At 40.6% G+C, this 16,913-nt stretch carries 18 protein-coding genes; 6 read left to right on the top strand and 12 right to left on the bottom strand.

Annotation, left to right across the window (positions count from 1 at the left end; genetic code table 11):
* Positions 1-78: 78 nt before the first annotated feature.
* A complete protein-coding gene (locus ACTFWY_RS09085) occupies positions 79-228 on the bottom strand; it encodes a hypothetical protein (RefSeq protein ID WP_171918063.1) in 150 nt (49 codons plus the stop codon).
* 77 nt (positions 229-305) lie between these two features.
* Between ACTFWY_RS09085 and ACTFWY_RS09080 the strand changes: the two genes are divergently transcribed.
* Entirely contained in the window at positions 306-431 is a 126-nt protein-coding gene (locus tag ACTFWY_RS09080; RefSeq protein ID WP_301540573.1) for a hypothetical protein, read from the top strand.
* A 338-nt stretch (positions 432-769) separates the two neighbouring features.
* On the opposite strand, the gene ACTFWY_RS09075 is transcribed toward ACTFWY_RS09080, so the two are convergent.
* The 3 genes from ACTFWY_RS09075 to ACTFWY_RS09065 all read right to left on the bottom strand — a co-directional run bounded on the left by ACTFWY_RS09075 (position 770) and on the right by ACTFWY_RS09065 (position 1,659).
* On the bottom strand, positions 770-946 hold the full coding sequence (locus tag ACTFWY_RS09075; RefSeq protein WP_154731711.1) for a hypothetical protein: 177 nt from the start codon (positions 944-946) through the stop codon (positions 770-772).
* Between the two features lie 250 nt (positions 947-1,196).
* Complete coding sequence (locus tag ACTFWY_RS09070; RefSeq protein WP_113849434.1) at positions 1,197-1,475, bottom strand: hypothetical protein; 279 nt, start codon at positions 1,473-1,475, stop codon at positions 1,197-1,199.
* On the bottom strand, positions 1,456-1,659 hold the full coding sequence (locus ACTFWY_RS09065) for a helix-turn-helix domain-containing protein (RefSeq protein WP_171918064.1): 204 nt from the start codon (positions 1,657-1,659) through the stop codon (positions 1,456-1,458). Before ACTFWY_RS09065 ends, ACTFWY_RS09070 begins: the two co-directional genes overlap by 20 nt.
* 276 nt (positions 1,660-1,935) lie before the next feature.
* Here ACTFWY_RS09065 and ACTFWY_RS09060 point away from each other — a divergent pair, with 276 nt between their 5' ends.
* The 3 genes from ACTFWY_RS09060 (at position 1,936) to ACTFWY_RS09050 (ending at position 4,056) form a co-directional block, all read left to right on the top strand.
* Positions 1,936-2,355, top strand: a complete 420-nt coding sequence (locus ACTFWY_RS09060; RefSeq protein ID WP_171918065.1) for a helix-turn-helix domain-containing protein — start codon at positions 1,936-1,938, stop codon at positions 2,353-2,355.
* 26 nt (positions 2,356-2,381) lie between these two features.
* Positions 2,382-2,810, top strand: coding sequence for an ImmA/IrrE family metallo-endopeptidase (locus ACTFWY_RS09055; protein WP_171918066.1), 429 nt, complete (start codon positions 2,382-2,384; stop codon positions 2,808-2,810).
* Positions 2,811-2,874: 64 nt separating this feature from the next.
* Positions 2,875-4,056: a tyrosine-type recombinase/integrase gene (locus tag ACTFWY_RS09050; RefSeq protein ID WP_113850292.1), complete on the top strand. Its 1,182-nt coding sequence runs from the start codon at positions 2,875-2,877 to the stop codon at positions 4,054-4,056.
* Positions 4,057-4,219: 163 nt separating this feature from the next.
* Here ACTFWY_RS09050 and pepV read toward each other — a convergent pair whose 3' ends face one another.
* Entirely contained in the window at positions 4,220-5,644 is a 1,425-nt protein-coding gene (pepV, locus tag ACTFWY_RS09045; protein WP_113849430.1) for a dipeptidase PepV, read from the bottom strand.
* 170 nt (positions 5,645-5,814) lie between these two features.
* On the opposite strand from pepV, the gene ACTFWY_RS09040 reads away from it, so the two are divergent.
* Positions 5,815-6,642, top strand: coding sequence for an NAD(P)H-hydrate dehydratase (locus ACTFWY_RS09040; RefSeq protein ID WP_311828304.1), 828 nt, complete (start codon positions 5,815-5,817; stop codon positions 6,640-6,642).
* Between the two features lie 25 nt (positions 6,643-6,667).
* Here the strand turns inward: ACTFWY_RS09040 and ACTFWY_RS09035 are convergent, their stop codons facing one another.
* From ACTFWY_RS09035 to ACTFWY_RS09015, 5 genes are all read right to left on the bottom strand, one after another.
* Positions 6,668-8,728, bottom strand: a complete 2,061-nt coding sequence (locus ACTFWY_RS09035; protein ID WP_311828303.1) for a beta-galactosidase — start codon at positions 8,726-8,728, stop codon at positions 6,668-6,670.
* A 4-nt stretch (positions 8,729-8,732) separates the two neighbouring features.
* Positions 8,733-10,961: an alpha-galactosidase gene (locus ACTFWY_RS09030; RefSeq protein ID WP_439926822.1), complete on the bottom strand. Its 2,229-nt coding sequence runs from the start codon at positions 10,959-10,961 to the stop codon at positions 8,733-8,735.
* Complete coding sequence (locus ACTFWY_RS09025; protein WP_137264333.1) at positions 10,958-11,440, bottom strand: hypothetical protein; 483 nt, start codon at positions 11,438-11,440, stop codon at positions 10,958-10,960. The genes ACTFWY_RS09030 and ACTFWY_RS09025 overlap by 4 nt, the downstream gene beginning before the upstream one ends.
* A gap of 52 nt (positions 11,441-11,492) precedes the next feature.
* Positions 11,493-12,830, bottom strand: coding sequence for a PTS sugar transporter subunit IIC (locus ACTFWY_RS09020; protein WP_003125924.1), 1,338 nt, complete (start codon positions 12,828-12,830; stop codon positions 11,493-11,495).
* Positions 12,831-12,920: 90 nt separating this feature from the next.
* Complete coding sequence (locus ACTFWY_RS09015; protein ID WP_311828301.1) at positions 12,921-13,964, bottom strand: LacI family DNA-binding transcriptional regulator; 1,044 nt, start codon at positions 13,962-13,964, stop codon at positions 12,921-12,923.
* Positions 13,965-14,128: 164 nt separating this feature from the next.
* On the opposite strand from ACTFWY_RS09015, the gene ACTFWY_RS09010 reads away from it, so the two are divergent.
* Positions 14,129-15,313: an amidohydrolase gene (locus tag ACTFWY_RS09010; protein WP_311828300.1), complete on the top strand. Its 1,185-nt coding sequence runs from the start codon at positions 14,129-14,131 to the stop codon at positions 15,311-15,313.
* 104 nt (positions 15,314-15,417) lie between these two features.
* On the opposite strand, the gene ACTFWY_RS09005 is transcribed toward ACTFWY_RS09010, so the two are convergent.
* Entirely contained in the window at positions 15,418-16,041 is a 624-nt protein-coding gene (locus ACTFWY_RS09005) for a DUF624 domain-containing protein (protein ID WP_081131503.1), read from the bottom strand.
* On the bottom strand, positions 16,038-16,895 hold the full coding sequence (locus ACTFWY_RS09000; RefSeq protein WP_311828299.1) for a carbohydrate ABC transporter permease: 858 nt from the start codon (positions 16,893-16,895) through the stop codon (positions 16,038-16,040). The genes ACTFWY_RS09005 and ACTFWY_RS09000 overlap by 4 nt, the downstream gene beginning before the upstream one ends.
* Positions 16,896-16,913: the final 18 nt, after the last annotated feature.

The following is a 16,913-nucleotide window of genomic DNA, read 5'->3' as shown; positions in this document are numbered from 1 at the left end:
TTATTTGTCTGATAAACTCTCTTCTCGTTTGAAGCAAAACAATAATCGTTCCTATTCCGAATAAACACGATATTATTTTCATTCAAACTGCGCCTCCGTCAACTCGTAGTCTACTTTTTGTTGCGCTTGTTCAAATAACTTTTCTAAGTTATCTTCTGTCGCAAACGGGATTATCTTTTCAACATTCGGGAATACCGTTTTGATAAAATCTAATTTTTCTTTTAACATTTACTATCCTCCATCTATTAGTTTTTAATATTTACGTCCCCAAATTAACTTATTATAATTAATGGGGAGGTGATTCTATGAAACAAATTCCTGTAATTGCTTATGATGTTCTTGCGGTTGCTGAATCTTTTGCTCCTAGAGATCATCCAAAAGCTGACACTTTCTTCCAGCATCCATATTTAACTTCCTATTCTCGCGAATAAATTGAGAACGCTTTATTGTTCTTAACTGCAAAAAAACTTATCGATAGTGAAGTTGGTTATTTGCCGAATGGTAGATTTTATTGCCTCTTCATAAGTGTTTTGCCCGATGGATATGAGGTTTTAGAAAATAACTATTTCCAAAATTCATAACTATTTTGTCGTATAATTTCCTTATCAGGGTGACAGACTGAAATATCTTATAGGGAGGTGAAAAATATGAGTATGACTGATAAGGAGATTTCTCTGGAACTGACCAAAGCGTATATTGAACACTTAAATAGACGTATTGATGTCAAAGCAAGCCACTCACAAATCGACATTGAACATGTTAAACGCTATTACAAGACTGTTTTTGATACAGTTTCGTCTGTTGATAAACCTGCTAAAGTAACCAAGTAGTTATTCTTATTGATGCCAAAGGTAATATCATATTTTTCACATAGAACTTCTAGGTCGGCTAGGAGTTCTTTGGCTTGCTCAAATGTTTCTACTACGGCATTTACTTCGAGTTCCATTTTTTTCATTCTCCTCACCTCATTTCCATTTGCTGATTCAATCGGTTTTGATAAAGTAGCTCTTGATACTGATTAAGCTCTCTTCTAGCAATTTCAAGCTGTCTATCACTTAATACGCTTTTCTTATCATGTAATAAAGAATGCAACTCATTTACCTTCTCCTCGATTAACTTAATGATTAAAAGATCATGATTCAAAATGAATAACGCCCTTCAATACTTCTTTATCGATAACACTCTGTCCGGGAGTCTCATCTAATTAATTTATGCTTGTGTAAATATTCAAATACTTCTTTTTTATTCCAACATTCAGTGTTTCCTTTTATGTGATAAGGAAATCCATCAAGGTAACGAAACGATTTGTCAAAAGTATCTGGGTCGCAACCGATAGCAGCTGAAATCTCTTTTCTATTTAGAAGAAATTTTTCTTCGTCGTTAATTTCATCTAAAATTTCATGAATAGCTTTCGTCAGTACAGACTTCAACATTTCTTTGAATGAATTAACGAAGTCAGTTGCAAACAGGTTCATGGTCAACCACTCCTAAATCAATATCTAGTAATTCCTCGATTTGTTTCAATCGTTTAGTAGGTGTTCGGTTTTCTGCCAAGATGTCTTGAAGATAAGCCATTGAGATACCCATTTGACGAGCCAATTCTCGTTGGCTCCATTTCTTTTGAATAAGCGCAATTTTTACTTGTTGCTTTAATGTCATGTCCATCACCTCCAAAATAGAATTAATTACATTTTTATTTTCCATTCAGTTGACAATAAATGGAATATAGTTCATAATGTAAGCATACAAAATGCAGCACACAAAATGTGAGCTTTACTGATATCCGGGGAGACTATTTAGTTATTGCTCACAGGTTTTGTGTGTCGTAAATATCTCGCTTACAAAATATAGTATAGTGGACTATATTGCATTTGTCAACACTATAATGGAAAATAGACCATTTTATTTATTTGTGGGCTGAAAGGCTTGATGTAAATGCTTTTAGAACGCGTTGATAGGTTAATTGCCGAAAAAAAAATGTCTCGAGCGGAGTTGGAACGAAGATTAGATTTAAGTCAAGGTAGTATCAGAAATTGGAATAAAAAAAATCCTGGTATAGACAAAATTCAAAAAGTTGCAGATTTTTTTGACGTTAGTACTGATTACTTATTGGGAAGAACTGAGAAGCGCCGTTACTACGATCTCACTGAAAAAGATGAAAGAGATATCCAAAAAGAATTAGAACTGATTATCGAAGATATGAAAAATTCCGATGCAATTGCTTTCTCAAAAGATACTGAAGAACTCTCTCCCGAAGCTCGAGCTGCAATTCTTTCTTCCATTGAAGAATCTTTGCGAATAGGGAAGGCACTCGCGAAGAAAAAGTATACTCCTAAAAAATATCGTGATAAGTAAAGTAACAATTAGGGGAGGATTTTCGTATGCTTTTATCCGATGTGCCTGCTGCAATCAATAAATTAAAACTACAGCATGGGACAAACGATCCTTTTAAAATAGCAAAAAAAAGAGGGATTTTTATTCTCTATGGCTATTTTGGTGAGGAAGTATATGGATTTTATACCAAAAATCATCGCAGTAAGTTCATACATTTGAATGCCGAACTATCTTATTCTAAATCTCTTTTTGTCTGTGCTCACGAATTGTTCCATGCTATTTTTCATCAAAATGAGAATACTGCACATATGTCTGCGGATAGCTTCTCATCTACTTCAAAAATAGAAGCACAAGCTAATTGTGGTGCAACTCATTTATTGATTAATGGTTTGCATCAAACCGAACTCTATGATCCAACAAAACGAGATATCCTTAATTACTATGGTCTTCCACTTGAAATGGAAAGATATTTATAATTTAAAGGAGGTGATGGTCGAAAATTCTCTAGAGCATTCTGTCCGGGAGCAAAAGGAGAATAAAATGGCTAAATATAAAAAAACAAAATACCCAAACATTCTTATTTATGAGATAAAAGCTGGCACTCGTTACCGTATACGAAAAAAAATACGTATAGCTGGTAAAGAAGATATTATTGATGAATCTGGCTTTAAAACTGTTGCACATGCTAAAGCCAGATTAAGAGAAATTGAAGAGAGTATTGATAAATCAGAAATAGATTATATTCGATCTCAAAAATTAACTGTTACAGAATACTATAAAGAATATGCAAATCGCAAAACTAGAACTCATGTCTGGTCCGTTGAATCAAGATACAGTAACGATTCCCTTTTTAAAAATCATATTGAACCTACATTCGGTAATATGCCATTAAACAAAATAAAACGAGATAGTTACGAAATTTTTATCAATCAAAAACTTGAAAAATTGAGACGACGATCTGTTCAATCAATCCATGTTATGTTCATGGCCTTACTGAATGATGCTGTTTACAATGGTGTTCTCGAACGTAATAGATTACAACGTGTAATTATTGGTAGTGGCACTCTTCCTGAGAAAAATAAACGTATATCTCTCCAAGAGTATCAACAATGGATGGAAATGGCAGAGAAAATATTGACAAAATACGAGTTTTCCATGGTTTATCTTTGTGTGTTTGGCCTACGTCGAGGTGAAGTGTGTGGTCTTCGATTATCTTCGATCCGATACAGTGACCATCCAGAATTAGCAACGCTACACATTGCGGATAGTCGCACACAGCGAACGCAAAAATACGGTAAAGGTGGGCTTAAAACATCAAGTAGCCACAGATACATTGTTTTAGACAAAAAAGGTACAGAAGCAGTTGAATGTATCATTCATGAAGCGAAAGAAATAAAAAAAGATTACGGACAAATTTTACACCAAGATGATTTTCTCTTGCTCAATCCTACAACTTGCAATCCATTTGTTCCTAGTCAATTAAACCGATTATTTGATAAAGTTTCAAAAAGCTGTAATATAAAAATTTCTCCGCACATGTTGAGACACTTTTTCGCAACTCAAGCCGCAATAGCTGGTGTTCCTAAAGAACACGCTGCAGCTTATTTAGGTCATAAAAATAAAACTATGACCGAGTACTATACACATATTCAAAATGAGACTGCTACCGAAGTTATCAATATAGTATCAAAACAGCTGAATAGTAGTAATTATGGATACTAAAAATAGCGGTGTGATTTTTGGTGATATTTCGAAAAATATCACACCAAAATCACACCGCTATTTCTATATTCAACTTTTTCAATCATCTTTTCAAAATCAACTTTATTGAATTATCAACTTTTATCGATGAATGAAAAAGAGGAAAAACGATTAAATTATTGATCTAACGTGCCAAACGGTAGATGGCATCTGCATAAATCACTGCCGCGTTGAATAGATCATCCAAGCTCATAAATTCGTTTGCTTGGTGCATCGTATCTGTGTAGCCTGGGAACATTGCCCCATATGCGACACCACGTTTTAATAAACGGCCATAAGTGCCACCGCCAATGATTTGTTCATAGCCTTTTTGACCAGTATGTTCTTCATAAACTTCAAGCAATGTTTTCACCAATGGATCATCAATTGGCACATAGTGAGGCTCCATGTTGCGCTCGTTCCGAGTCACTGTTGCGCCTTCCATGCCAACGGTTTTTTCAATGCCGATTTCCAGACCTTCTGCAGTTACCCCTTGAGGGTAGCGGAAATTCAAGGCAATAAAGTTGTCTGCTTGAACACCTGATTGATTAGCTTTAAAAGCAAACAAACCAGCATTCATGGTTAGTTTACCCATTTTTTCATCTTCATGCGCCACGCCTAATTTTTCACCATAAAAATCTTCATGGACATAAGCTGCCGCCGTATGGATAAATTGTCTTGCGCCGCCGCCAAAGGCAAAGTTGTCTAAAAAGACTGCCAAGAAAGTTCCCGCATTGATCCCAGACTGAGGACTTGCACCATGGGCGCCTTTACCGACTAGTTCAATGGTAACTTCTTCATTTTCTGTTTCGATGGTGCCAGTCACTGGTTGACCTTCGACATAATCAAAAAAAGCTTTTTCCATTTCTAATGCAGCTTCTGTAGATGGGGCAGTCAATTTTGCAACCGCAGTTCCTGGTACCATGTTTTCCCGCAAACCAGCAGTGAATTGTTGCAGTTGATAAGCACCTTCGTTATTTCCTTGGAAATGAAGCCCTAATGTTACATTCCCTTTTTCGCCATTGATGATTGGGAATTCAGCATCGGGAGAGAAACCAAAATCAGGTTTTTCTTCATGCTCGAAATAATAATCCATATCACCCCAGCCGCTTTCTTCATCAGATCCTACGACAAAGCGGATTTTTTTAGATAATGGCAACCCTAACTCTTTAATGATCTTCATTCCGTAATAAGCAGCCATTGAAGGACCTTTATCATCGGAAGATCCGCGAGCATAAATTTTATTGTCTTTGATCACAGGATCGTAGGGATCTGTCGCCCAACCGTCACCAGCAGGGACAACATCCATGTGGCCGAAGATCCCTAATGTTTCGTCTCCTTCACCAAATTCGATATGTCCAGCATAGTTATCGACATTTTTCACAGCGAAACCATCACGTTCCCCATAAGCCAACATGTGCAGCAAGGCATCACGAGGTCCAGGTCCAAACGGAGCATCTGCCGTTACCTTGTCATCTTCTCGTTCACTTTTTACTTTCAAAAGATCAATCAAGTCATTTAGCAAATCGTCTTTACGCGCTTCGACTTCTTTTTTCCAATCGATTGTCATACGATTCCCTCCAATTCTTTTCTCGCCTTTTATGATAACACTCTTAGCTGAAAAAAGGAAAAAAAATTGTGTATTTTCAGACGATATCTTTCATAAAACGAGTATAATAAAAGCAATAGGTTTATTCTAGAAAATGAGCCCAGTGAAAGAAGCAGAAAAGGAGTCATTGTATGAAGCAACTGGAGCAAACTATTTTAGCAGCAGTGATTCGCAAACGCCCCGTCGAAAGTCACAAAGGGAACTTTGGCCGTGCCGTAGTGATTGGCGGTAACCAGCAGTACGGAGGCGCAATCTTGATGGCGGCACAAGCCAGTGTTTATGGCGGAACTGGACTAACCACGGTGATCTCCGATCCTGTCAATCGTACGGCGCTACATGCGCGACTGCCAGAAGCGATGTTCGTCTCTTGGGACCAGACTGAGCTTATCAGCACGGTCACTGAATCTGCGGATGTCCTATTGATTGGCCCAGGCATGGGGGAAGGCAAAACCAGTTTCAATCTATTGCAAACAGTCGTCGCTGCACAAAAAAGCCATCAATGGCTAGTTGTTGATGGGTCAGCGATCAATTTAGCTGCGAAATACCCATTGACTTTTCCTTACCCCAGTCAAGTCGTATTTACCCCTCATCAAATGGAGTGGCAACGATTAAGCGGCATTGAGATCAGTGAGCAAACACCGGAGAAAAACGCAGCCTTCCAAAAAAAATTAGCCAGTATCGTGGTCTTAAAAAGCCATCGCACCCAGATTTATGGCACAGAAATCGTCGAAAACCCATTAGGAACGCCAGCTATGGCCACTGGCGGCACCGGGGATACCTTAGCCGGGATCATTACCAGTTTTTTGGCACAATTTGATCGAACCGAAGAAACGATCCACGCAGCGGTTTATCTCCACAGTTTGATTGGCGAACATTTAGCTGCCGAGAATTATGTTGTCTTGCCCACACAGATCAGTGAAGCATTGCCTAAATTTATGAAGGACCATTCGTTGCGCTGATTGGCGTAACGAATGGTCCTTTTTCTTAGTGTACTTCAGAGGGGTGATATACGATCCTGACTTCATAGGGTGCCAACGTGATTGCTCCCACTAGATGTTCATTGGTTTCCAGATCGGTTACTGGCTGCTTCAATACTAGATGCTGTTCTTCCTCTGAAAAATTCATAATAAATGAATAGTCTCGTTGCGTCCCAACTCGCGTTTGAATCGACACCTCAGGAAGTGCTTCGGCAATCGCTGTTCTTCTCAATCCCAACTTTTCAATCAACTTTTGATAAAAAGCAGCTAAGAAATCACTGTTCGTTCGAGCAGCCAAATAATACGAAGCCCCTGCACCGAATGGCTTCTTCGTAACCGCAGACGTGCCTTGATAGAAATCTGTCTGATAATGGCTTAAAACTTCTGCATCCAACACGTCAATGATTGCTGAATAGTCTTTGGTGACAAATCGCTGATCTTGAAAATCAATCTGATTGTGTTCGTCTTCTAAAAGTGTTTCAAGCTCTAATACCTCAATGCCAAAGAGCGCCTTTAATGGTTGAGGCAATCCGCCAATATAAAGCAAATCTGTTTCATTGACCATTCCTGTGAAATAGCTGGATACTAGTATTCCACCCTTTTCAACATAGCTCGTTAATTTTAGCATCGTTTTTTCTGTCATCATATATAGCATTGGCGCAATGACTAATTGATAATCAGAAAAATCCTGCTCAGAAGTCAGAATATCAACCGGAATGTCTTGTTCCCAGAAAACCTGATAATGCTCTTGCAACGTTTGGGGATAACGTCTCGTAGGACGGCCGAATCCTCCCCCGCGCTTCAACGCCCAATTGCTTTCCCAGTCAAAGAGAATCGCCACTTCTTTCTTGCGAGTGGTTCCTTTGATTTCACTGATTTTTTCGAGACGAGCGCCATATTCAGCAACTTCTTTAAACACTCGATTGTTTGTGGAATCATCATGACTGACAACGGCGCCATGAAATTTCTCCGAATTGCCACGAGATTGGCGCCACTGGAAATACAAGGTACTATCTGACCCATGAGCTAACTGCTGCATACTACTTAAAATATGGACCCCGGGGCGCTTCGATTTGTTGTATTGGTGCCAATTGACATAACTTGGGGTACATTCCATAACTAAAAAGGGTTGTTTCTTCAAAGACCAATACTGATCATGGACATAGGCAGACTTCATAGCGGTTTTAGCGATTGCTTCAAAGCGATTGTTCCAATCGGGATAACTATCCCAACTAACCACATCCACATACTGAGAAAACTTGCCATAGTCGATTCCTTCCAGAGGAATGAAATCCTGTGTGGCATGACCTTCCGCCATAAAATTCGTCGTTACCGGGATATCAGGGGTTCGTTCCCGAATAGGGACAATCTCATTCAAATAAAAATCAATGGTCTGATCAGTGACGAATCGTTTCCAATCCAGATCCATCCCATGAACTTTATGTTCTCCTAAAGGTGATGGTGGCAAGACTTGTTCCCAATCGGAATAGCGATCGCCCCAGAAACTCATCCACCACGCATGATTCAATGCTTCTAGGTTTTTGTACTTTTTCTTTAACCAGTCACGCCAATTTTCTTGGCAGTATTCGCAAAAACATTCCCCCGAATACTCATTGGAAATGTGCCACATGGCTAGTGCCGGATGGTCGCCATAGCGTTCAGCTAATTTTGTGTTGATCTGCCGCACTTTTTCGCGATAAATTGGTGAAGAATAGCAATGATTATGGCGAAAGCCATGGGTATGTTTTTGTCCATACGCATTGGTGCGATTGACTTCCGGATATTTCTGACTCAACCACTGGGGACGACCACCGCTGGGGGTAGCCAAAATGACATTGCCCCCGATAGCATGGATCGCATCAAACTGTTCATCAAGCCAGTCAAACTGATAGACCCCTTCTGTTGGCTCCAAAGCGCTCCAAGCAAACACCCCAAGTGTGACCGTATTGACGTGGGCTTTTTGCATATACGCCAAATCCTTCTTTAGGATTTCCGGATAATCAAGCCACTGATCGGGATTATAGTCCCCACCATGCAGGAACCGCTGATCAAAGAAATAATTCGTCATCTTTTTACTCCTTTTTGATTGCTTTGATTTGATAAACAAATGACTGGAAATCTCCTGTTACTTGCGCCGTTTGGTGATTGACAGCATTGAATAAGTACGGTTTGCGCAGTCCAATTTGCTTCAGAACCTTGCCAGACAACTGCTCATTCTCCAACAGATAGCTTCGATCCGGATCAATGAACGGTACCGGTATAAAAGCTTCCGCTGCAGGATTTGCTTCAGCAAGAATCCGAAAATAGGCAATCAGTGCTTCCTCTTGATGAGAGACTCCCCATACAACTTCATTTTTTTGGCTCAAATCGGTCATCCGATAGAAGGCGCCATAAGTCAGAAGTTGTCGATGAGCTTTATAGAAAATGATTTGTTCTTTGATTGCTTGTTTTTCAGCTGCTGATAAACTGAAAAGATCCAGCTCGTAGCCTAATGGGCCAAACATAGCCACCGATTGCCGAAATGCCAGTGACGTATTGCGCCCCACTTGATGATTGGGACAAGCGGAGACATGATTGCTGAATGAAGACATCGGATAGCCAAGTAATGTGCCGGTTTGAATTTGTAGTCGTTCCACGGCATCGCTGTCGTCACTCGGCCAAATCTGAGGACTGTAAAACAAGATCCCTAAATCATAACGACCGCCGCCGCCAGCACAGCCTTCGATCAAAATCTCCGGAAATTCTGTTAATATTTTCTGATAAAGGGCATAGACCCCTAAAATATAGCGATGAAAGAATTCTGTTTGGGGAATCCCTTCATCTGCTAAATAAGGTGAATAAGCTTCTGTGATATTCCGATTCATGTCCCACTTGATATAATCAAGATCCGTTTCGACGATGACTTTTTTGATCGCAGCAAAGATTGCCTCCACGACTGCCGGATTGGCAAAATCTAAGACATACTGGCCGCGCCCCACAGAGATGCGTTCATAAGGATGTCGGACCACCCAATCGGGATGTTTTTGATAAAACTGGCTGTCAGGAGAGACCATTTCCGGTTCAAACCAAACGCCTAACTGCAACCCTAGATCGTGGATTTGTTTTGCAAAATGACCGATGCCATTAGGAAATTTCGCTGGATCTGGCACCCAATCCCCTAAAGAACTGCGATCGTTGTCTCTTTTACCAAACCAGCCATCATCTAAGACGAAGCATTCCATTCCTAATGCCTGACTTTCTGCTGCTAATGCTACTAATTTCTCTTGGTCAAAATCAAAATAAGTTGCTTCCCAATTATTGAAGACAATCGGCCGCGGCCGTTTTTGCCAATAAGGGGCAATCACGTGCTTTTCAATAAACGCAGCAGACTCTTGCCCTAACCCATTCAACCCTTCATCGGTAAATGTCAATATACATTCTGGGGCTTCAAAGACTGCATCTTGCTGCAATGTCCAAGAAAACTGTTCGGGATGAATCCCCAGCATCAAGCGGACATTGTCCCACTCATCCATCTCGACTTGCGCGAGAAAATTCCCTGAATAAATCAGATTTGCTCCATAGACACGTCCCTGATCATTGGTGGCATTGGCAGCCTTCAGTGCCACGAAGGGATTGTGCTGATGCCCAGAGGCCCCTTTTAAAGACCCCACTCGAAAGGTTCCTTGCGTCAATGGTGTGGCTTTGATTTGGCGTTCCTTTAGCCAAGCACCAGAAAGGTGAACAAATTCAAATTGCTGATTTCTTAATTCCAGTACCCCGCTCATCAACGAAGAAAGTTGTTTTTTCTCAGCGCCAAGATTGGTGATCCGCTGATTGCGCGCAATCGTGCCTAAACCAGCAAAAATAGTGTAGGTGATTTCCATTTTCAATTGCTGCTGCTCATCGATCAACATTATTCGCAGGCTTTGGCTTTCTGTTTTTTCGGCAAAACTCGCCGGTTTGGCCAGCTCTCGTTCCTTTCCTGCGAAAGTTTCGACTTCTGCGACTTTAAAATCCACATACAAAGGCACGTCTTCTGCAAAAATAGTAACGGCTCCTTCTCGAAAGTCAGAAGAACCATAGGTTGGCAACTCTTGAAAGCGATCTGCTAACGTAAACAGGCCATCATTTTCAAAAAATTTGACCGTGCCGGCAGATTTATTTTCTTTTTTGGTTAAATAGTCCATGTCATTGGCACTCAAATGCCCCAAAGATGGACCAAAGTACAGATGACCTAATTGTCGATTTGGTAAAATATGCATCACATAACTAATCTTTTCATTGTATAAATGAAAAATCGTATCGGTTATTATCTCAATCATTTTTTTCCTCTAATTTCAACTTTATTCTCGTCTATTTCATTATATTTCTGGCATGCAGTTTCCAAATACTGCATGCGTTTTTTGACCCCTTTGTTAAAAAAGAACTTATAGAATAATGCTGCCAGCATGAAACTATACGTATTGCGGGAACGATCAAAAGAATTCTGTTCCGAATACGTAACCTCAATCTTTTCTGCTCCACTAGGAACAAAGCGATACCTTTGACAGATTTTTCCTTGTTCATAGGCTGTTATCAAAGCAATCTCATCTTGCGCGATTTTTTTGACTTTCATCACCGCTGGCACCAGCGTGGCCGCTGATTTTGTACGAATCATCAAATCAATTTGACTGTTCTCACCGAAAGGTTCTTCTGCTCCTTTTGAGCGAAAGAATGCCGCTTGTTGCGCGATCATCACTTGATAGAATCGTTCCGGCGTTGTACGCATCTGATAAGTATAGGTCAATGTATCTGTTCGCATCTTCGATCCTCCATTTTTTCAGTTGCCATGCTGACAGAACGGAATACTAAGCTTAGCTTTCTTTGATTCTTTCGTCGATGGCAGGGCCAGTTTGTGCAAGCGCTTCTTTGGCTAGCTCTTCTTTTTCTTCTTTCAAATAGCCACGGTCCATCACGATTAGGAATGGCACCCAAATCAATGTCATCACAGCAACAGTTACCAATTGTAGAATGGCACCTGCTACAGAGCCAGTTCCCAGCCAGCCAGATAAGAAGACCGGTGTCGTCCAGACTACCGTTGCTCCGATTGGGCGAGGCACAAGACCAGCAGCGATTGCAAAATAAGAAATCGTCGTACTAGCAAGCGGGGCCAAAATCCACGGAACAAAAGCAATCGGGTTCAATACGATCGGCAACCCAAATGTCATTGGCTCTGACACATTGAAAACAGATGGTGCAATGACTGTCTTCATCAGCTTCTTCATCCGAATCGAACGAGCAATAAAAAATGCCATCGTAATCGAGATCCCTAATTGCATTCCTTGGTTTACAAAAACGCCCATGAAGGTTGTATTGATGATATGAGGCAGTTGTTCTGCACCTGCTTTATAGGCTTCGTAGTTTTCAATCGCCAATGCATTCATGATCGGATCAATCACGGCGTTAACAACCAGTGTGCCATGGATCCCAAACCACCAGAAGAATTGGGTGAATAAAACGGCAATCAAGACTGCAGGCAACGTGCCTCCCAAGCCCATTAATGGTTTCTGTAAGATTTCGTAGACAAAGTCGACCGCATTGCCCCATGACGTGAATGTAAACAAGTAACGGATCAAATTAAATAAAAACAATGGCGCAGCACCTGGAATGATAGCAAGGAAAGACTCAGCGATCATCGGCGGAACCGATTCAGGCATTTTGATCGTTAACCCAGAAGCACTGATCTTGCAATAAATTTGTGTAGCGATAATCGCTGTGATGATCCCAACGAACATCCCTTCCGCACCTAATTTTGAAAGGGGAATCACTGTTCCCAGGTCATCGGAAGAACCGTAGGGCAAAAGCATTAAGAAAGAGGACAATGAGATTGCTCCGGCAAAAAGTTTTGGCTGGCCATATTTTCCTGCCAATTGATAGCCGATCCCGAAAACAACAAAAATCGCTGTGATACTCATGGTTGCGTTCCCGATGGGACCAAAGAAATCATTCAAAAAGGTCATCAGTCCTGCGGGCAGTTTCTCAGATAAGCCAAAGGTAGCGGGTAAATTTTGAATAATGATCATGATTGAAGCAAACATTGTCGCGGGAAAAGCAACCATAAAGCCATCACGCAGACTCAATAAATACTTATTATTGGCAATGATTTGGGCAAAAGGAACCATCTTCTCTGCTAATTTATCAATAAATTTCATAACTAATCTCCTTTAATTTGTCTGTAAACGTTTACTACAATCAGTATAATTGTTTAGTTAATGTTTACACGACTCTAAAATAAAAAAAGATCATTTCTCATGATCTTTTTTATCGGCAATCGATTCTCTTAATATCAATTCACTTTTACAAATCACTCGGACTGGCATTGTTCGAACGCCCAATAATTTATTTTTCGCCAGCTCTACACTCATTTGACCCATTTCTTCCGCTTTCATTTTGACTGAAGAAAGCGCTGGTGTCATAAACTGGGCCATTTGAATATCATCAAAACTAACCACTGATATATCTTCTGGGATCTTCAGCCCGTATTCATTTAATGCTTTATAGACCCCCACTGCCATGGGATCACTAGCAACGATGATGGCTGTCGGCCGTGGGGTCATCTCGGCGATTTTTCTGCCAAAAGCTAATCCAGTCTCTGGAGACCATTTTCCTTGAAAAACATGACTGTATTCTTCCAGCTTGTTCATCAGCATCCAATTTTTGTAATTCTCTGCACGAATTTCTTGTTCATCATAAACGACTTCTCCTGTGATCGTTACCCGACTGGAAACACCACCAATAAATGCTATGTTCTCATGTCCTTTTGCTTTTAAGATATCCAAAATTTGATGGGTCTTTCGAGCAAAATCAGTTTGTATGCAATCATAGGCGTCGTTTTCACTATAATTATCTACCAAAATAATATGTTGATTGTACCGGCTGATTTCTTGCAATGCCTCTTGCGTCATTTCCCCAATGATGATGACAGCACCATACTTTGCCAGTTGAATCAGATCTTTGTCTTGGTCTCGCATCGAGAAGACACGAACCGTTTTTAAACGCCATTTGGCTGCCTCTTTCTCTATTCCATTACGAATCATCATAAAATAAGGATCATTACGCTCCGATTCACTGTTATGCCGTGTAATGATTGCTATCGTATTTTTATCGCCAGCTTCTCGCGAACTCGACAAGCTCTTGTCTTTAGAATAATTCAGCTGGTTGGCAATCTCGATCACCCGTTTGCGGGTATTTTCGTTGATACTAAATGTTTCATCATTGTTTAAGATTCGCGACACACTTGCGACGGAAACCCCTGCCAATTTTGCAATATCCCTCATACTTGCCATTCTGCCACCCCGTTGTTTACTGTTTACTAAATCTCTTTTTAAGAATAGAGAGAAACAGCGATTTTGTCAATCCCTACTTGTTACGCAAGAAAACAGGTTAGGTTATCGCGTGCAGAAAAATGGTTGCTTCGTGTATGATAAAAGTAGAAATAGGAGGGATTCAGATGAATATCACAACAACACTTATGCAGCAATTGGAAAAAGACGAAGGGGAAATGATTGCGATTCGGCGGCACTTGCATCAACACCCAGAGCTTCCATTTCAGGAAAAAGCAACCGCCGCTTATATCAAAGCCTACTATGAAAAACTAGACTGCCAAATCACAGAATGTGGCGACGGCTATGGCCTGATCGTTGATATCATCGGTGAGCAACCTGGAAAACGGCTGGCTTTACGGGCCGACTTTGATGCTCTGGCTGTAGAAGAAGACAATCAGCTGCCTTTTCGATCTCAGGTTCCTGGTGTGATGCATGCTTGTGGTCATGATGGGCATACAGCCTATTTAATGGTTTTGGCTAAGAATTTGATTACCTTAAAAGACCAGTTAAAAGGAAGCATCCGCATCATCCACCAACCAGCTGAAGAAGTATCTCCTGGCGGTGCCAAAGGCATGATTGCCGACGGTTGTTTAACAGATATTGATCATGTACTTGGCGTCCATGTGATGTCTTCAATGGAAACAGGCAAGATTGGCTACCACTCTGGCGAAACCCAAACTGGACGGGCAAATTTCACTTTGACCATTCGTGGCAAAGGTGGTCATGCTTCCATGCCGCAACTAGCAAATGATGCCATCGTAGCTGGCAGTTATTTCGTTACTCAACTACAGACGATCGTTTCTCGTCGGATCGATCCTTTTGACACAGCAAGTCTAACGATTGGTTCTTTTGACGGGAGTGGTTCCTTTAATGCAATCAAAGAGACTGTGACCCTAAAGGGAGATGTTCGTGTGATGAAAGAAACCACTCGTCAAACGATTCACCAACAGATCCAGCGAATGGCAGATGGTCTAGCACAAACTTTTGCGGTCGAAACCAGTCTTGAATATGATGACAATTATCCGGTTCTTTATAATGATCCAGCTTTTACAATACAAGTGATTGATTCCCTCAAAGAAGCTCACTTACCTGAAGTGAAGGAGATCTTTGATTGCGGTCCTCAAGATCCCTCTGAAGACTTCGCCTACTATGCACAAGAACGACCTAGTCTTTTCTTTTATATCGGTTGTATGACAGAAGATCATCTCAATCATCCTCACCACAGTCCTGATTTCATGATGAATGAAGACTGTATCTTGATTGCAGCCAAAGCGGTCGGTACCGCTACAATTGCTTATTTAATGGATTAACTCCTAATCAATGCAGTTAAAAAGAGTAGTCATAAGTTCCCAAAACGGCGGTCCCCATCATGCAGGGTATCGTATCGTTTTGTCTCAACTTATGTCTACTCTTTTTAATGAGAGATCTGGATTGAAGTAATCGAAGCAGGACAGATAATTAACTGAATCAAACAACAACCACTCATTCCCACCAAAAATAGGTACGCCGGACCGAAGAAGCCAAAAAACAACAATAGCGTAATCGTCCAAAAAAGATGGAGCAACACTCGTTTAGGTGAGCGACCGGCTTGATAAAAAGCATAAAAGAAGCTGACTTGCTGCTTCTTTTCGCCCATTAAAAGCGTCTGATAGAAAAAAATCAAGCTACAGATCATGAAGATCACGATCAGCATCGTGGCCATGACTTGAAAAAGCGGTTGTGGAAATCGACTAAGAATGGAATGATCAATCAAAAGAAAAAGACTATAAAAGCTGAATACAATATCTTTCTTTTTATTCAGTTGCCACAGCTCAGAAAATTTCGTAAAGAAAATCGTCGTCGTTTTCTCTTGTTCTGCCCTCTCTTGAGTGTCTTTGATCTGCTTAATCGCCGCAATCATACTTCTTGTCGCTGTTGCCACTGTAAAAAAAGGCATTGAGCAAACCAACCACAAAAATTGTAGAAGAATCAATTTGGGCATCCAATTGATCCAAGTAATCAGACCATTGAATAAACGCTGCGGCTCTATCTTTCTCATCCTTTGGTTCCTCCCGTCAGATCCATTCCCTCAATAAAGTAGCGTTGTGCAAAAAAGAATAATAGGATCGTTGGTAATAAGACCAGTGTTGCACCCGCCATCAAATAGTTCCACTGTGTCGTTGATTGATTTTGGAAAACTTGCAAACCGATTTGGAGTGTATATTTTTCTTGATTTTGAATATACAGCAATGGTCCTAAGAAGTCATTCCAAGCACCATTGAATGAATTGATGGCAATCGTGATCAGTGCAGGTTTGGTTAAAGGAATCATCAGATGGCTCCAGATATATAGATGATTGGCGCCATCCATTTTTGCCGCTTCAATCAGTTCATTGTTGATTGACAAGTAAAATTGCCGCATCAGAAAGATATTGAAGGCATTCCCAAAAAATGAGGGAATGATCAGCGGCAGATACGTCCCTACCCAGCCGATTTTAGAAAACAGCACGTATTGTGGAATCATCGTCACAAATCCTGGAATCATCATTGTTGAAAGGACCAGAGAAAAAATCAGGTTTTTCCCTGGAAAATCCAACTTGGCAAATCCATAAGCGATAAATGAGTTTGAAAGCACGTTGCCGAACACAACTAACACCGTGATAAACAAGGTGTTCTTTGTGTATTGCCAAAAAGGAAACGCATTGATCGTATCAAGATAATTTGAGAAATTGATTTCTTCTGGAAAAAACGTTGGTGGATAACAGACGATCTCTTCCATTGGCTTTAATGAGGTGAATACCATCCACAGCAACGGAATGATCAGAACGATGCCAATCACAGTCATCACTAAATAACTCGTTAACTTTTTGATCCGCTGCTGTTGAGAATTGCTCTTTATTTTGTACATCTGCATACAGTCAGCCCTCCTGAG

This window comes from Enterococcus sp. 125944 (assembly GCF_051909435.1).
Taxonomy (GTDB): domain Bacteria; phylum Bacillota; class Bacilli; order Lactobacillales; family Enterococcaceae; genus Enterococcus_D; species Enterococcus_D gallinarum.
This window is presented reverse-complemented; position numbering and strand designations above follow the sequence as displayed.

Excerpts from the sequence above, each read along its gene's own strand:
- ACTFWY_RS09065 (WP_171918064.1), bottom strand. The coding sequence starts at position 1,659 with ATGACATTAAAGCAACAAGTAAAAATTGCGCTTATTCAAAAGAAATGG.
- ACTFWY_RS09005 (WP_081131503.1), bottom strand. The coding sequence starts at position 16,041 with ATGAGAAAGATAGAGCCGCAGCGTTTATTCAATGGTCTGATTACTTGG.
- ACTFWY_RS09035 (WP_311828303.1), bottom strand. The coding sequence starts at position 8,728 with ATGACGAATTATTTCTTTGATCAGCGGTTCCTGCATGGTGGGGACTAT.
- ACTFWY_RS09030 (WP_439926822.1), bottom strand. The coding sequence starts at position 10,961 with ATGATTGAGATAATAACCGATACGATTTTTCATTTATACAATGAAAAG.
- ACTFWY_RS09075 (WP_154731711.1), bottom strand. The coding sequence starts at position 946 with ATGGAACTCGAAGTAAATGCCGTAGTAGAAACATTTGAGCAAGCCAAA.
- ACTFWY_RS09070 (WP_113849434.1), bottom strand. The coding sequence starts at position 1,475 with ATGAACCTGTTTGCAACTGACTTCGTTAATTCATTCAAAGAAATGTTG.
- ACTFWY_RS09050 (WP_113850292.1), top strand. The coding sequence starts at position 2,875 with ATGGCTAAATATAAAAAAACAAAATACCCAAACATTCTTATTTATGAG.
- pepV (WP_113849430.1), bottom strand. The coding sequence starts at position 5,644 with ATGACAATCGATTGGAAAAAAGAAGTCGAAGCGCGTAAAGACGATTTG.
- ACTFWY_RS09055 (WP_171918066.1), top strand. The coding sequence starts at position 2,382 with ATGCTTTTATCCGATGTGCCTGCTGCAATCAATAAATTAAAACTACAG.
- ACTFWY_RS09020 (WP_003125924.1), bottom strand. The coding sequence starts at position 12,830 with ATGAAATTTATTGATAAATTAGCAGAGAAGATGGTTCCTTTTGCCCAA.
- ACTFWY_RS09010 (WP_311828300.1), top strand. The coding sequence starts at position 14,129 with ATGAATATCACAACAACACTTATGCAGCAATTGGAAAAAGACGAAGGG.
- ACTFWY_RS09060 (WP_171918065.1), top strand. The coding sequence starts at position 1,936 with ATGCTTTTAGAACGCGTTGATAGGTTAATTGCCGAAAAAAAAATGTCT.
- ACTFWY_RS09085 (WP_171918063.1), bottom strand. The coding sequence starts at position 228 with ATGTTAAAAGAAAAATTAGATTTTATCAAAACGGTATTCCCGAATGTT.
- ACTFWY_RS09040 (WP_311828304.1), top strand. The coding sequence starts at position 5,815 with ATGAAGCAACTGGAGCAAACTATTTTAGCAGCAGTGATTCGCAAACGC.
- ACTFWY_RS09080 (WP_301540573.1), top strand. The coding sequence starts at position 306 with ATGAAACAAATTCCTGTAATTGCTTATGATGTTCTTGCGGTTGCTGAA.
- ACTFWY_RS09000 (WP_311828299.1), bottom strand. The coding sequence starts at position 16,895 with ATGCAGATGTACAAAATAAAGAGCAATTCTCAACAGCAGCGGATCAAA.
- ACTFWY_RS09015 (WP_311828301.1), bottom strand. The coding sequence starts at position 13,964 with ATGGCAAGTATGAGGGATATTGCAAAATTGGCAGGGGTTTCCGTCGCA.
- ACTFWY_RS09025 (WP_137264333.1), bottom strand. The coding sequence starts at position 11,440 with ATGCGAACAGATACATTGACCTATACTTATCAGATGCGTACAACGCCG.